Genomic DNA, 14,022 nt, shown 5'->3' with positions numbered 1-14,022 from the left:
GAAGACGCCGAAATGACCACATCAGTAACAGCTGCGGGCCCTGGCTGGCTCTTCGTTCCAGCGGACAGACCTGAGCGCTATGGAAAGGCGATCGCGGCTGCCGACCTGACGATCATTGACCTTGAGGACGCCGTGCGACCCGAGGACAAGGACTCAGCGCGGGAACTGCTGCTCTCTTCGACCCTCGATCCCGAACGAGTCTGCGTTCGCATCAATGGCTTCGGAACGACCCTCGCGGCCCCCGACCTCGACGCTGTCCGAGAGTGCGCCATCACACGAGTCATGATTCCGATGGCAGAGGCGGACCATCCATTCGAATCACTGACCGGGCTTGAGGTCATCGCCCTTATTGAGACAGCAAGGGGCGTGATCGAGGTCGACCGGATCGCCGCACATCAGCAAGTCGGTGCATTAGCTCTCGGCTCGGCGGACCTGGCGCTGAATCTGCGGACCCGGAGCACGGAGAATTCGACTGTGCCCGCTTCCGACCCCATCGCCTATGCGAGGACTCGAGTCCTCTACGCCGCACGCGCGTATGGACGCTTAGTCATCGACTCGGTTCACACTGCTGTCGACGATGATTTCGGGCTGCGGGGGGAGGCTGATGCCGCAGCAGCCCAGGGATTCGATGGAAAGCTGGCCATTCATCCCCGGCAAATCGACCCCATCCGCTTGGCGTTCGCACCAACTGCGCAAGATCTCGACTGGGCGCGGTCGGTCATGTCCGAAGCCCGATCGCGCAGCACAGGGGCCTTCGTCCTCAACGGCGAGCTCGTCGATGAAGTCATCATCCGCCGTGCCGAATTGCTCCTAGCTCACGGCGGCTGAGCGTTCGTCGGCGAGGACGGTGGCCCCGGGTTCGGCCTCGGTGCCAAGGACACGGCCTGAAGACCGCTGTGCGGAATCTTGACCATACTCGCATTACGATGGCATTACAGGCTGTCGGGGTCGCCCAGGGTGCCTTGAACTCTGCGATCGGATATCTGAAGGAGCAGGAACAGTTTGGTCATCGGATTGCCGAGTTCCAGGGGATTGAATTCATCATCGCCGACATCGACGTGCTAAGAGCCAGGATAATGACAAGGACGTGGACTGATATGACGACGATTGTTCCGGCCTGACATGGTCGAATCGAGAACCGCCTACTCGGTGGTTGCAGCCGAGCTGCGACGCCAGATTTTAGATGGCACGTTCAGCCCTGGGTCACGGTTGCCCTCAGATGGGCAGCTTCGGGAGACTTTTTCTGTCGGGCAGAGCACGATCCGTGAAGCCCTGCGGACGTTATCGAGCGAGCACCTGGTCCGAAGCGTGCGGGGAGTCAATGGGGGAACATTCGTCACGATCCCCACCGTCGGCCATTTGGGTTCGCAGCTGGAGATCGGAGTCACCTTGCTGGCGTCTGCCGATTCGATCTCGATCGATAATCTCATGGAGATCCGGCACATCACTGAGGTTCCCGCGGTCGGCTTCGCAGCCTCCCGTAGGACGGATGAGGACCTCGAAAGGCTGAGGAATTCGGATCCGAGCCTGCGCAGCGAGGAGTCGTCATTCTCCAGCCACTCGACCTTCCACCAGCAGATCGTTGAAGCTTCGCACAATCCTCTGCTCGAGGTCGTCACAATTCCCCTCTTCAACGCTCTGCAGAACGTCGTCGGAGATGCCAATGCCGCTGCAAACATCGGCACCACGGTCAGTCACGACCATTCGGCGCTCTTTGAGGCAATAGTCGATCGGGACTCGATGGCTGCGATGACGCTCATGCGCCGGCACCTCGACACGGTTTCCGCTTACTACCAGAGCTTCGACAGGCCCTGAGAAGCGCGAAACCTCGCCGCCGCCACGAGTGTGAGTTCGCGGCGGCGACGAGGTTGAGTTCGCGCAGCTGGATTAGCAGACCCTGTGATCAGGACCGAAGAACTGCAGTTGCTTCATCGTCGACGACCCAGTTCTCGGTGTCAACAACGACTCCGTAGTCGCGGCTGGCTTCCTCTGCGCTCAGATATTCATCCCACACGTCATGCAGCACGGCGAATGGGTCCCGCTCGAATGGATTGCCGAATCCACCTCCCGATGGCATTCTGATCTCCAAGGTGTCTCCAGCATTGACGACCTCCTGCGTGACTTTCGAGTGAAGCACTTCTTCGCGATCGGTGCCCGGGTTGCGCACGAATGAGCCTGAGACTCCACTGGCTCCGCCAAGTGCCCCGGCTGGCGGATCGCTTCGATTGTCAGCTTCTGAACCGAGGAATGTGTCAGTCATCATCAGCCATCGCCTCACGCTGCCGATGCCACCGCGCCAACGGCCCGGGGCAGGCGATTCATCGCGAAGTTCGTAGCGTTCGGCTCTCATGGCGTGGTTGAGCTCGAGTTCTTCGATCGGGTTGTTCCGCGTATTAGCCATCAGAGCGTCGACAGCATCCATTCCGTCTCGACCGTTGCGACCACCATACGAACCTTCGTTGATCTCGATGTACACCCAGTAGCTTTCGCCGTCCTCGGCCACCCCCGAATAGGCGATGGCACACAGCGCCGACGACGATCCGGCAATGGCATGGTCGGGCAGGATCGGCGCCAATGCCAGATTGATCGAGTCGAAGACGCGGTTGACCTGAGAGAATCTGGCGAAGCACGAGGCGGGAAAGTCGGGATTGAAGATAGTGCCTTCCGGAGCATATGCTCTCACCGGCCTGAAACAGCCATCATTCTGTGGAACGTATTCTGTGGTGGTCACCTCATCGAGGAGTATTGTCCGAATGGCACTGACAGCGACCGGCAATACCGATCCTTCGAAGGGAACGTTGAAGGCTGTCGGCACCTGCTCGTTCGAACCAGTGAGGTCGATGAGCACCTCATCGTCGTCGATCTCGACACGAACCGCCACCTTGATGGGCACGCCCCTGTTCTTACCATCGTCGTCCAAATAGCCGATCGGCGCTTCATAGCTGCCGTCCGGCAGCTCTCTGATCTTGTTGCGCAACATGGTTTCGGAGTAGTCCATCCACATCTCGCTTGCGCTCATGACGGTGTCGAGACCGTAGGACTCGAGGAGCTCGAGATATCTCTTCTCGCCGATGCGAGCGCATGACACCAGCGCTTCAAGATCTCCGCGATTCTGCTCCGGTGTCCGAACATTGTCCAGGATGTGCTGAATGAGCATATCGTTGCGGACGCCGCCGTCGTATATCTTCATGGAGTCCATGAGCTTCCCCTCAGCCCAGACATCCACGACATCCATGCAGAGACCGGGGAAGTTGCCGCCGATATCGGAGACATGTCCCGTGCACCCAGCAAAACCAATGTGCTGTTCGTTCCAGAAGATCGGAATGATGATCCCATAGTCAGGTGAGTGCGCAGCCCCGTGATAGGGATGATTGTGCAAGATGACGTCACCCGGCTTGTACGTGCCGGCAAGCTTGCGATTGATCCCCTTGATATAGGCAGGGATGGATCCACAGTGCATCGGTGTCGAATCAGATTCGCACAATTCTCTGCCGCTGACATCGAAGATCCCGGCACCCAGGTCCTCGGACTCACGAATGAGACTCGAGTACGCCATGCGGTAGAGGACCTGCGCCATCTCCTTTGCCATGGAGTCGAGAGCTCCGCCGATCACTCTCAAGGTGATGGGATCGACCTCGACTGTGTTCCAGTTACGCTGTGCTTCGGGCGCCAGTGAGACTCCCGTCTTCGGCATTGCAACCTTGCTCATACCTCGCTCCTTTCGATGATGATGTGCCCGAGCTCGTCCACCGTTGCTCGCTGGCCGATACCGACGATGGTCGTCGAGTCGAACTGTTCGACGATGGCTGGCCCGGTGAAGACGTTGCCCGCTTGAAGCAGCTCGCGAGAATAGACACGTGTATCGGTCCATTCGGGCTCGGCGGTATCGTCTGTCCACATGAGCGCCCGTGTCGTTGTGATCAAGGCCACACCAGCATCGGCAGTCCCGACTGCGATTCGAGGAAGCTCGATCTGAGGCACGGCTCCAACACCGGTGACTCGCACGTTGACGAGCTGAACAGGTTTTTCATCGAAGCGCTGAGAGTACATGCGCCCGTGCAGTTCGTGAAATGCCTCCGACACTGCCTTCACCCAATCCACGTCGACTTCACCATCTGGAGCTTCGACTCGCAATTCATAGCCCTGACCGACGTATCGGCAATCAACGCTGCGTTCCAGACTGATCTGCTCTTCAGGCATTCCGTCCCTCTTGAGCTGAGCAACGGCATCTGCGGACAATCGCTCGACTTCATGTGCAAGCAATTCAATGTCTGCATCGTCGGACGAGGTCCACACCGTGGTCGGCACTTCGTACCTGATGTCGGTCGCCAAAAGTCCGACTGCTGAAGTTATCCCCGGGTAGGTAGGCACAATGATGCGGGGAATCCCGAGCTGCTTCGCAATGTGCCAAGCGAAGAGTGGTCCCGCACCGCCTTCCGCGACGAGCGAGAAGTCACGTGGATCGTAGCCTTTTCTCACGGAGTGCAGCCCGATGGCTTCGGTCATCGAATGTGCGAGCACAGTGAAAATGCCCATGGCTGCCTTCTCCAGGCTCGAACCGAGGCGTTCAGCGATCTGTTCTCTTACAGCCTCTTCTGCTAGAGCAGGTTGGACAGTCATGGAACCCGACAGGAAGCTCTCCTCACGGAGCCACCCAAGGACTACCATCGCATCCGTTGATGTCGGATCAGAGCCACCGCGACCGAAGCATGCCGGGCCTGGTATCGCTCCGGCGCTGCGGGGACCGACATGGAACATGCCGCCCTCATCGATTGATGCAATGGACCCGCCACCTGCGCCGATCGTATCGACCTCGGCCATCGGAACCATGGCGTGGTAGTCACCGATCTGTGTATCGAGCAGGTGCTTCATGCGCAACCGCCCATCCGGTGCAACGCCGACGTCGGCCGATGTCCCACCGACATCCAGAGTGATGACGCTTGGGTACCCGGAGGCTTTTCCGATCGCGCATCCACCGATGAGTCCTGCTACGACTCCGCTCGTCAGCAGAGAGACTGGCGTCTCCCGCGCGCTCCTTGCCGTGACCAGGCCGCCTGCCGAGGTCATCAGATGCACGTCGTCGCTCACGCCAGCCGCGGATGCCTTATCGACAAGGCGGGCAATGTAGTTCGAAGTCTTCGGTCCGACGAACGCGTTGAGAGCCGTCGTTGAGAAGCGTTCGTATTCGCGATACTGGCTGGCTACTTCGCTTGACAGCGAGATGAATGCATCAGGAAATTCCTCCTCGATGATCGCTTTCACCCGCTGCTCATGGACAGGGTTTCGGTAGGCATGCAGAAATGCGACGGCGATTGCGGCAACACCGCGCTCGCGCAGGAGTCGAACCTCGTTTCGAACGGCGCCTTCATCGAGCTGGGCGAGAATCGTCCCGGAGGCATCGATGCGTTCTGGAACTGTGCGCCTGTTCCGGCGTGGCACGAGTTGCCATTTCTGCCAGGGAAGTTCCTGATAATTCGAATAGTTGAGAGGTCGCTTCTTCCTCGCGATGTGGAGAATGTCGCGAAAACCCTCTGTAGTGATCAGTCCGACGTCATCGCCGTTGTGCTCAAGAACGATATTCGTCGCCACGGTTGTTCCGTGGAAGAACATCTCAATGCTTGCCGGTTCAACCTCCGCTTTCTGCGCAAGTCTCTCGATACCGTCCATAGTGCCAACGGAAGGGTCTTCGTTGGTTGAGGGCGTCTTGTGAATTGTAATTGTGCCGTCGTCGTCCCACAGAACCAAATCAGTGAAAGTTCCGCCGACGTCAACTCCGAGTCGCTTCATGGAAGTCCATTCGTAGGGTGGGGCAGGGCCAGAATATTGCCTGCCACTGCTTTGTGGTGTGCCTCACGCTACCGAATATACATCAGATCTTTTAGGCTGAACAGACCCAGAATCCTTCGATTCAATCAAGGAGTTCGACAATTTCGGCTCGCCATGACTCTAAATAGCTGATGTTTAACTAACGGGAAGGAATCCTCTGCTTCTGGCACTCACCGGGTGGAAAGGCCCCATTACCCTTTACAGCACCCGAGACGCCTCGGCCGAAAAAGACAGAAGATGAGTCCTTCTCAGCTTTCCTTCTTCTTCGCACCCAGCGCCAACCGCGCGATGTCGCGCAGAACGGCCAGCTCCTCACTGTCATCGAGCAGCCCTTTGAGCTCGACCGCGGCCTGACCCAGCACGGTCCGGTAGGCGCCGGCGACATTGTCCGGCTCCCGGGTCAGCGGGTAGGACACGCACAGTGCGAGGATGGCTCCTCCGACAGTGAAGGCCACGCTCGCCGAGGCGGTTCCCTTCACCCGTGCCTGTTTCGTGGCGTAGAACTCCTGTGGGTTGCCCGGGCCGCACAACGCCAGTGCGGCAGAGCCGCCGTCGACGAGAGAGAGGACGGTGCCGACGCTGCGGGAGACGCGGAGTTCGTGGTCGGCTTCGACGTTGCGCACGCACACCCGGTCCTCACCGACACGGACCCACAGCTGCACCGACTCACTGGTCAGAGTTCGCAGATGCTCGAGCACCGAGTTCGTCGTTGCGATGCTGCGTCTGCCCGGGAACGGCCCCAGGCGCAGCAGCCCGTTGTTGTCGCGGACGATGAAGCGGTGAGTGCGCAGATCTGCCAGCAGCCGGTAGGTCGTGGACTTCGAATACCCCAGACGACGGCACACCTCGGCGGCGGTCATCGGTGAGTCCTGCAGTGCTGTGAGGATCGCGGCACTGCGGTCGATGACGCCGATCTCCTTCGACGAGGCGGTGCCACCAGACGAGGCAGACGCAACGGAAGAGACCTCGGAGCTGCCAGTGGTCGAGGAGTTATCAGTCATGGGGTTCTCTTTCATGCCACGCTCACATCGGCCAACAGCTGGCGGCGGCGCACCCACCAGCGGAAGATGATGGGTCCGACGATGCCCAGGATCATGAGCACGATGATCGACAGTGACACTGGTCGGGTCAGCAACGGCATGAACGATCCGCCCGAGATCTGGAGCATGCGCCGGAAGTTGTCCTCCAGCAGCGGCACCAGGACGAGGGCCAGGATGGACGGTGCCAGTGGGATTCCGCCCTTGTCCATGAGATAGCCGATGACGCCGAAGATGCCGAGCAGCATCAGTCCGAACAGGCTGAATTCGATCGCGTAGGCGCCGATGGCCACGAGGACGAGGATTGAGGAGAACAGGATCTCCTTGGGCATCTTCAGCAGTTTGACGAAGACACCCACGAGCGGCAGGTTGAGGATGATCAGGGCCACGTTGCCGATGTACATGCTGGCGATGATCGTCCAGATCAGGCCCGACTCGTCGCGGAAGATCAGCGGTCCCGGCTGCAGTCCGTACATGGTGAAGACGAAGAGCAGCAGGGCCGTGGTCGCCGATCCCGGGATGCCGAGGCTGAAGAGCGGAATCATGGCACCGCCGACTCCGGCGTTGTTCGCGGCCTCGGGACCGGCGACGCCTTCGATGGCACCGTGGCCGAACTCGGACTTCCGCTTCGAGATCCGCTTCTCCATGATGTAGGACATGAACGAGGCCAGGGACGGGCCGACTCCGGGCAGGATGCCGATGATGAAGCCGAGCACCGAGCCGCGGGCCCAGGGCATGGCCGAGCGCTGCCAGTCCTGCTTCGTCATCCATTTGTCGTCTCCGAAGCTCTGAATCACGTCTTTGGCTCCGCGCCCCGATGCGAGGTTGCGGATCGCCTCGGGGATGGCGAAGAGGGCCATGGCGAAGATCGTGAAGTCGATGCCGTCGGAGAGCAGGCTCATGCCGAAGGTCTGGCGCGGCAGGCCCGTCTGGAAGTCGAGACCGACGAGGCCGACGGCCAGGCCGATGAAGATCGAGATCAGGGCCTTCGCCCGCGAGCCGGACGACATCGTCGAGGCCAGCAGGAGTGCTGTGGCCATGAGCAGGAAGTATTCGGTGGAGCCGAAGACGTTCGCCAGCTTCACGAGCACGGGAGACAGGAACGTCAGCCCGATGATCGCCAGGGTCCCGGCGAGGAAGGATCCGATTGCGGCGGTCGCGAGCGCGGCCTTGCCCCGACCTCGGCGAGCCATTTCATAGCCTTCGATGGCGGTCACCGCACTGGCGACCTCACCAGGGGTTTTGATGAGTGTGGCGGTGATCGAGCCGCCGTACATGGACCCGTAGTAGATGCCGCAGAGCAGGATGAGGCCGTGCACCGGCTCCATCCCGAAGGACACCGGGATGAGAATGGCGATGGCAGAGATCGGGCCGATGCCCGGCAGCACGCCGACGACGGTGCCCAACAAGACGCCGAGGAGGGCGAAAGCGAGGCTTAAGGGTTCGAGTGCCGAGGCGAAGCCGCCGCCCAGATCGATGAGTGTGTCCATGCCCGCCCCCTATCCCAGGATTCCGACGGGCAGGTACACGCCCAGCCCGTAGACGAATGCGACGTAGATGATGACGGCGAAGAGTACCGAGAAGATGAGGTTGCGTACCCATCGGTGCGGGGCATAGATGCTGGTCATCGTCATCAGGAAGGCCGCCGTGGCGAGCAGGAAGCCGACCGGGATGAGGATTCCGAGGTAGATGAAGAAGAGCGCGAACTGCAGCACGACCTGCTTCGACTTCGGTTCATCGGGAGCATCGATGACGATGCCCTCAGGCTCGACGTCCACCACCCCCTCGGACGCGTCAGTGCTGGCCTCGCCGTTGGCGATGCCAGCAGAGGCGGCCCCGCCGCTGACCGAGGCACTGCCAGCCGAGGCGGCCCCAGCTGGGACCACCTCGGCGAGCTTCCGACTCCGGTACAGAGCCTGTCCGAGAAGGAAGAGGCCGAGCACGATGAGCGCGATGCCCACGATCGCGGGGAAGGTCGCCGGCGTGACGATGTTCTTCGTGCCCTGGATCCAGAAGGTCGCAGTGTAGTAGACCGCGCCCACGAGCGTGACGGCGATGCCGGTGATGACATCACCCCTCAGTGCCGGAGTCAGCGTGCTCATTTGCTGTTGCCCAGATCGGTCTCTTTGACGCCCTCCTCAACGGTGGCGGCTGTGTCTTCGGCATACTTCTTGGCTTCCTCGCCGGTGAGGAATTCGGGCGCCCACTGGTTCTTGTCCAAGGTGTCCTTCCAGGTCTTCGTCTCGCTGACCTCTTCAAGCATCTTGGCCCAGTAGTCGACGGCTTCCTGTGGCATGTCGGCCGGGCCGTAGACTCCGCGCCAGTTGCCAAGGGTCACGTCGTAACCGGAATCCGCAGCCGTGGGAACCGAGTCGTATGGGGCCTGCAGCGGCTCCTTTGCGAAGGTCACAAGTGGTTTGATGTCACCGGATTCCAGCACGGAGCGGAACTCGCTCAGCCCGGCGACGGCGACCTTCGCATCACCATTGAGCATGGCGGTGGTCTGCTCGCCGCCGCCTTCGTAGTTGACGAAGTTGATATCGGCCGGGTCGACTCCGGCTTCCTTGGCGAACAGTGCGAACGGCAGCGTGTCATCGCCGGATGCGGCCACAGTGACCTTCTGTGGGTCCTTCTTCAGCGCCTTGACCAGGTCCTCGACCGATTTGATGTCACCCTTGTCCGGGGAGACGACCATGAAGTCCTCAACGTACATGGTGGCGATGAGGGTGGTGTCCGCAGGGCCGAATTCGCAGAGTCCGCGAGCCTTCATCGTCTGGCTGGCCAGCGAGGTGATCGCGATCTGGTCGTCCTTGCCCTTCTCCTGCTGCATCATCGATGTCATCCACATGCAGCCCGTACCGCCGGGCTTGTTCTGGACCGGCAGCGGTGAGGAGACGATCTTCTCCTTCTGCAGAGCTTCCACCAGGGCACGCGCGGTGGTGTCCCACCCGGAGCCGGGTTCAGATGGGACGTTGACCGTGACCGGGCCCTTCGGGTAGTCGCTGCCCTCCCCCGGCGCCTGTGCCTTGTTACCGCACCCCGTGGCGACGAGTGCCAGTGAGGCAAGCACCGCACCGACTGTGAGTGCGGGCTTCACCGCCCGATTCTTCCGACTCGCCGAGGTGGCCCGTCCTTGTCCTGTGATCGCCGTTGACCGCATTGCTTCTCCTTCGAATGCAACTGATATCTGCTGTTGTGGATTGTCTGTGCCGGTGGTCCCGGGGTGTTACTGAGACTGTGTCTTCGATTCGCCGACATCGGCGTCGACGGGTTCGACTCTCGGATCCGACTCGAGGCCGGCCTCCCGCGCCGAGGCTTCGGCTGGACCATCCCGGTAGCGGGTGTTGTGCTCACCGGGTGTGGGCACATCGCTGCGCAGCCCCAATCGCCGACCGCCGAAGGTCAGCGGCAGCAGGGGAACATCGACTTGGTCTCCGCTGGGCAGGCCGGTGCTGGCCAGAGCCCCGGAGGCGACGAGGTGGGCGTCGGTGGTGAGGTCGGCGGGGGTATTCACCGGGGCGACCGGCAGTCCGCGCCGGGTGCACTTCTCCTCGATCTGAGCGAGGTCGAGCTGGGACAAGGCTGCCTGCAGCTCGCGGTGGATGCGATCGCGTTGATCGACGCGTCCCTGGTTCGTCTCGAGGTCCTGATCACCGGCCAGCTGTGTCAGGTCGAACTCGTCGCAGAGGTCATGCCATTGACCATCGCTGACGGCTGCGACGAAGATCTGGTCATCGTGCCTGTCGCGGAAGATGTCGTAGACGGCCCAGGTGGCTCGACGAGTGGGCATCGGACGCAGCGGTTCCCCGCTGAGTTGAGCCTGGGCCATGTGTGTGCCGACGAGGAAGGCGTTGTTCTCGAACAGGGCGGAGTTGATGACCTGTCCCTCGCCTGTGCGTTCACGCACGCGCAGTGCCGAGAGCACGCCGATGACCCCGAACATTCCGCCCATGATGTCGTTGACGCTGGCTCCGGCGCGCAGCGGCTGTCCGGGCGGGCCGGTCATATAGGCAAGGCCGCCGAGCATCTGCACAACCTCGTCGAGGGCGGTGCGCTGGCCGTAGGGTCCGGCCAGGAACCCCTTGAGCGAGCAGTAGATGAGGCGCGGATTGCGCTTGGCGAGTTCCTCGTAGCCGTAGCCCATGTATTCCATCTTCCCGACCCGAAAGTTCTCGAGGAGAACATCGGCGGAATCGATGAGGGACAGAGCGACGTCACGGTCGGCCGCCTCGGCGATGTCGAGCTGGACGGACTGCTTGTTGCGGTTGAAGGCGGGGAACAGCCCGGACCCCGAGCCGGGCAGGTAACGGGTCTTGTCCCCGGCGCCGCGCGGTTCGACCTTGATCACCTCGGCGCCCAGATCGGCGAGGATCATCCCGCAGCTGGGACCCATGACCATATGGGAGAACTCGATGACGCGGATGCCCGCCAGCGGCAGTTCCTCCGCGCCCACGGTCGAGGATTCGCCCTGCTCAAGCATGGTAGGCCGCCGGAACAGCGGGGATCGCAGACAGACTCGACGTCAGCTCGTGGCCGACCGCTGCCGTCAGCGGTTCCCTGACTGCCGAGAGAGCGTCAACGTCGACTCCGGTGGCCACGCCTTCACGGTGCAGGAGGTGAACAAGGTCGTCGGTGCCGATGTTGCCGGCCGCACCCGGGGCAAAGGGACAGCCGCCCAGGCCGCCCATGGCCGCATCGAAATTCGAGATTCCCAGGTCGAGGGCCGCGATGACATTGGCCATTCCGAAGTTGTACGTGTCGTGCAGATGCAGGCTCACCGGTCTGTCCGGGAAGGCCTCCAAGACCGCCGAGGTGTTCCTGGACACCAACGATGGGTTGGCGTTTCCGATCGTGTCGGCGACCCCGATGCCGTGTGCCCCGGCTTCGACGAAGGGACGCAGAACCTCGACGAGGTGGCCGGCGTCGGTGATGCCGTCGAAGGGGCAGATGAAGCTGACCGCGGTGGTGATGTCGAAGCGCACACCGTTGTCACGGGCGAAGGTCGCGGCCTCGAGGAGACGCTGCGTGGCCTGGGCGATCGGGGCATCGGAGTTCGCCTGGGAATGGCCCTCGGAGGCGGAGAGGACGAGCTTGATGTTCTTCGCTCCGGCGTCGACGGCGCGTTGGGCGCCCTTGAGGTTGAACACCAGGGTGAAGAAGTCGATGCCCTCGGCCTCATACGGCTGGAGGCGCTGCAGGACCTCGCCGGTGTCGGCCATCTGCGGGACCTTCTTCGGATTGACGAACGATCCGACCTCGATCTCCTTCAGCCCCGCGGCGATGAGCTGCTGGCCCAGAGCGACCTTGGCGTCGGTGGGCACGATGGCGTCTTCGATCTGCAGACCGTCACGCAGCGTGGTGTCGAGAATCGTGACCGATGTTGGCCGAACCATGGTGAGAGCTCCTTCATTGATCTGCCTCATTCCCGGAGACCGGGACGAGAGCGGCACCACGCTCCTTTGCGTGTTGCCGTCTGCACCCAACATAGCCGTTCCCCACATCCCTGCGGTGAGCGCGGACGCGAAATGCTCGCTATATGAGAAGCGGCAAAGAAGTGAAGACAATCACTCCCATTAAATGGGACGAAGGATCTCGACAGTTCGGACGTGGGTGCTCGGTTCCGGCTTGAGGCGCCGCCCAATGCTGTCGTGTTTGTTCAGTCGCGCTCGGGCAGCTGTCCGCCGAGCTGCTCGAGCACCTCGTCGGTGTGCTCACCCAGGTCCGGGCCGAGGTGGTCGATCGGGATCGAGGAGCCGCCGATGACCGGGGTGATTCCCGGGAAGGCCACGTCGGGCAGCGTCTCTTCACCGGTCGAGACATCGAGATGTTGGATCATGCCGCGTGCGGCGAGCTGCTCGTCGGCCACAAGATCCTCTGCGGTGTAGATCGGCCCGGCGGGAACTCCGGCGGTCTCCAAACTGTCGACAACCTCGGTGACATCGCGCTTCGCACACCAGGCGCCGATGGCTTCGTCGAGTTCCTCACGCCGATCCCAGCGACCGGCGTTGGTCTGCAGATCGGGATCCTCGCCCAGGTCCGGACGGTCAACGGCCTCCATGAGTCGCTTGTAGATTCCGTCGCCGTTGCCGGCGATGACCACGGATTTTCCGCCGGCGCAGAGGTAGCCGTTCGACGGGGCGATGCCCTCCATCCGGCCGCCGGTGCGAGTGCGCGTCTCACCGAATGCGGAGTAGTCGGGGACGAGGGATTCCATGACGGAGAACATGGCTTCGTTCAGTGCGACGTCGACGGTGCGATCGGCCAGGGACGCCCTGCCTTCGAAGCTGTGATCGGAGCCGGTAACAGCCTCGGCGGCACCGGCGATCTTCTGGCGCTGTCGATCGAAGAGCATCATCACCGCACCGAATGCGGCCTGCATACCGGCGATGGAGTCGCCGATCGAGATGCCCACGCGCACCGGCGGCCGGTCGGGGTCGCCGACGAGTTCGCGGAATCCGGAATAGCCTTCGGCGACGGCGGCGAATCCGGGACGCTCGGACATGGGCCCGGTCTGGCCGAAGGCGGAGATGCGCACGAGGATGATGTCGGGGTTGGCTTCTTCGAGGACATCGGGTCCGAGACCCCACTTCTCGATGGTTCCGGGGCGGAAGTTCTCCAGCACGATGTCGCTGCGACGCACGAGCTCGAGAGCCGAGGCCCTGCCTTCCTCTGAGCGAAGGTCGAGGACGACGGACTTCTTGTTGCGGTTGATGGTCCGGTAGAGCATTGAGGTGGTGCCCTGCTTGAGGCGCCAGTTGCGGAGCTCGTCACCCGTGCCGGGGCGCTCGATCTTGATGACCTCTGCACCGAAGTCGGCAAGCATGCGCCCGGTGGTGGGTGCCGCGATGTAGTTGCCGAGTTCGAGGACTCGCACACCGCTGAGTGGAAGACGACGTGCTGTCATGTCGATGCTCCTGTTCGTCGATCGGGCTCGGATCTGTCTACCGGACTGCGCCGGTCGATGCCGTACCGGTCTGTTCCGGTTTCTGTCTTTCTGCAATGGTGCCAGGTCAGCAAGATCAACAGCGACATTTCGAAATTCAGGACGCCCTCGGGTCGACGAATCCAGCGTCCATCCACTGACGGGGAGTAGTGACGGGAGGACTGACGGGAGGTGGAATCGATGACCCTATCTTGTTGAAACGTCATTCACCGCGAC

12 protein-coding genes are annotated in these 14,022 nt (G+C 61.8%); 3 read left to right on the top strand and 9 right to left on the bottom strand.

The window, feature by feature from the left end:
* Positions 1 to 12: 12 nt before the first annotated feature.
* Genes HX613_RS11830 through HX613_RS11820 form a run of 3 tightly spaced genes read left to right on the top strand, consistent with a single transcriptional unit; the run spans position 13 to position 1,815 of the window.
* Positions 13 to 828, top strand: coding sequence for an HpcH/HpaI aldolase/citrate lyase family protein (locus HX613_RS11830; RefSeq protein WP_235345512.1), 816 nt, complete (start codon positions 13 to 15; stop codon positions 826 to 828).
* Positions 804 to 1,121: an acyl-CoA dehydrogenase family protein gene (locus HX613_RS22685; protein WP_328284955.1), complete on the top strand. Its 318-nt coding sequence runs from the start codon at positions 804 to 806 to the stop codon at positions 1,119 to 1,121. Before HX613_RS11830 ends, HX613_RS22685 begins: the two co-directional genes overlap by 25 nt.
* Position 1,122: 1 nt before the next feature.
* Positions 1,123 to 1,815: a FadR/GntR family transcriptional regulator gene (locus tag HX613_RS11820; protein WP_268826804.1), complete on the top strand. Its 693-nt coding sequence runs from the start codon at positions 1,123 to 1,125 to the stop codon at positions 1,813 to 1,815.
* An 88-nt stretch (positions 1,816 to 1,903) separates the two neighbouring features.
* Here the strand turns inward: HX613_RS11820 and HX613_RS11815 are convergent, their stop codons facing one another.
* From HX613_RS11815 to HX613_RS11775, 9 genes are all read right to left on the bottom strand, one after another.
* Positions 1,904 to 3,709 (bottom strand): hydantoinase B/oxoprolinase family protein, encoded by a 1,806-nt coding sequence (locus HX613_RS11815; RefSeq protein WP_235345510.1) that lies wholly within the window; start codon positions 3,707 to 3,709, stop codon positions 1,904 to 1,906.
* Positions 3,706 to 5,787: a hydantoinase/oxoprolinase family protein gene (locus tag HX613_RS11810; protein WP_235345509.1), complete on the bottom strand. Its 2,082-nt coding sequence runs from the start codon at positions 5,785 to 5,787 to the stop codon at positions 3,706 to 3,708. Before HX613_RS11810 ends, HX613_RS11815 begins: the two co-directional genes overlap by 4 nt.
* Before the next feature lie 287 nt (positions 5,788 to 6,074).
* The gene (locus tag HX613_RS11805) at positions 6,075 to 6,827 is read right to left on the bottom strand and encodes a helix-turn-helix domain-containing protein (RefSeq protein WP_235345508.1); all 753 of its coding nucleotides are present in this window, start codon (positions 6,825 to 6,827) and stop codon (positions 6,075 to 6,077) included.
* Between the two features lie 11 nt (positions 6,828 to 6,838).
* A complete protein-coding gene (locus HX613_RS11800) occupies positions 6,839 to 8,353 on the bottom strand; it encodes a tripartite tricarboxylate transporter permease (RefSeq protein ID WP_235345507.1) in 1,515 nt (504 codons plus the stop codon).
* 9 nt (positions 8,354 to 8,362) lie between these two features.
* A complete protein-coding gene (locus HX613_RS11795) occupies positions 8,363 to 8,965 on the bottom strand; it encodes a tripartite tricarboxylate transporter TctB family protein (protein ID WP_235345506.1) in 603 nt (200 codons plus the stop codon).
* Positions 8,962 to 10,023, bottom strand: a complete 1,062-nt coding sequence (locus HX613_RS11790) for a Bug family tripartite tricarboxylate transporter substrate binding protein (RefSeq protein WP_235345505.1) — start codon at positions 10,021 to 10,023, stop codon at positions 8,962 to 8,964. The genes HX613_RS11795 and HX613_RS11790 overlap by 4 nt, the downstream gene beginning before the upstream one ends.
* A gap of 66 nt (positions 10,024 to 10,089) precedes the next feature.
* Positions 10,090 to 11,343: a CaiB/BaiF CoA transferase family protein gene (locus tag HX613_RS11785; protein ID WP_235345504.1), complete on the bottom strand. Its 1,254-nt coding sequence runs from the start codon at positions 11,341 to 11,343 to the stop codon at positions 10,090 to 10,092.
* Positions 11,336 to 12,256 (bottom strand): hydroxymethylglutaryl-CoA lyase, encoded by a 921-nt coding sequence (locus HX613_RS11780; protein WP_235345503.1) that lies wholly within the window; start codon positions 12,254 to 12,256, stop codon positions 11,336 to 11,338. The genes HX613_RS11785 and HX613_RS11780 overlap by 8 nt, the downstream gene beginning before the upstream one ends.
* A 263-nt stretch (positions 12,257 to 12,519) precedes the next feature.
* Complete coding sequence (locus HX613_RS11775) at positions 12,520 to 13,767, bottom strand: CaiB/BaiF CoA transferase family protein (RefSeq protein WP_235345502.1); 1,248 nt, start codon at positions 13,765 to 13,767, stop codon at positions 12,520 to 12,522.
* Positions 13,768 to 14,022: the final 255 nt, after the last annotated feature.

The organism is Brevibacterium sp. UCMA 11754 (assembly GCF_021532275.1).
In the GTDB taxonomy this organism is placed as follows: Bacteria; Actinomycetota; Actinomycetes; order Actinomycetales; family Brevibacteriaceae; genus Brevibacterium.
The sequence above is the reverse complement of the archived record's forward strand: the minus strand, read 5'-3'. Positions and strand labels throughout refer to the sequence as shown.

Coding starts and splice junctions, on each gene's coding strand:
- HX613_RS11830 (WP_235345512.1), top strand. CDS start 13: ATGACCACATCAGTAACAGCTGCGGGCCCTGGCTGGCTCTTCGTTCCA.
- HX613_RS11820 (WP_268826804.1), top strand. CDS start 1,123: ATGGTCGAATCGAGAACCGCCTACTCGGTGGTTGCAGCCGAGCTGCGA.
- HX613_RS11815 (WP_235345510.1), bottom strand. CDS start 3,709: ATGAGCAAGGTTGCAATGCCGAAGACGGGAGTCTCACTGGCGCCCGAA.
- HX613_RS11810 (WP_235345509.1), bottom strand. CDS start 5,787: ATGAAGCGACTCGGAGTTGACGTCGGCGGAACTTTCACTGATTTGGTT.
- HX613_RS11805 (WP_235345508.1), bottom strand. CDS start 6,827: ATGACTGATAACTCCTCGACCACTGGCAGCTCCGAGGTCTCTTCCGTT.
- HX613_RS11800 (WP_235345507.1), bottom strand. CDS start 8,353: ATGGACACACTCATCGATCTGGGCGGCGGCTTCGCCTCGGCACTCGAA.
- HX613_RS11795 (WP_235345506.1), bottom strand. CDS start 8,965: ATGAGCACGCTGACTCCGGCACTGAGGGGTGATGTCATCACCGGCATC.
- HX613_RS11790 (WP_235345505.1), bottom strand. CDS start 10,023: ATGCGGTCAACGGCGATCACAGGACAAGGACGGGCCACCTCGGCGAGT.
- HX613_RS11785 (WP_235345504.1), bottom strand. CDS start 11,343: ATGCTTGAGCAGGGCGAATCCTCGACCGTGGGCGCGGAGGAACTGCCG.
- HX613_RS11780 (WP_235345503.1), bottom strand. CDS start 12,256: ATGGTTCGGCCAACATCGGTCACGATTCTCGACACCACGCTGCGTGAC.
- HX613_RS11775 (WP_235345502.1), bottom strand. CDS start 13,767: ATGACAGCACGTCGTCTTCCACTCAGCGGTGTGCGAGTCCTCGAACTC.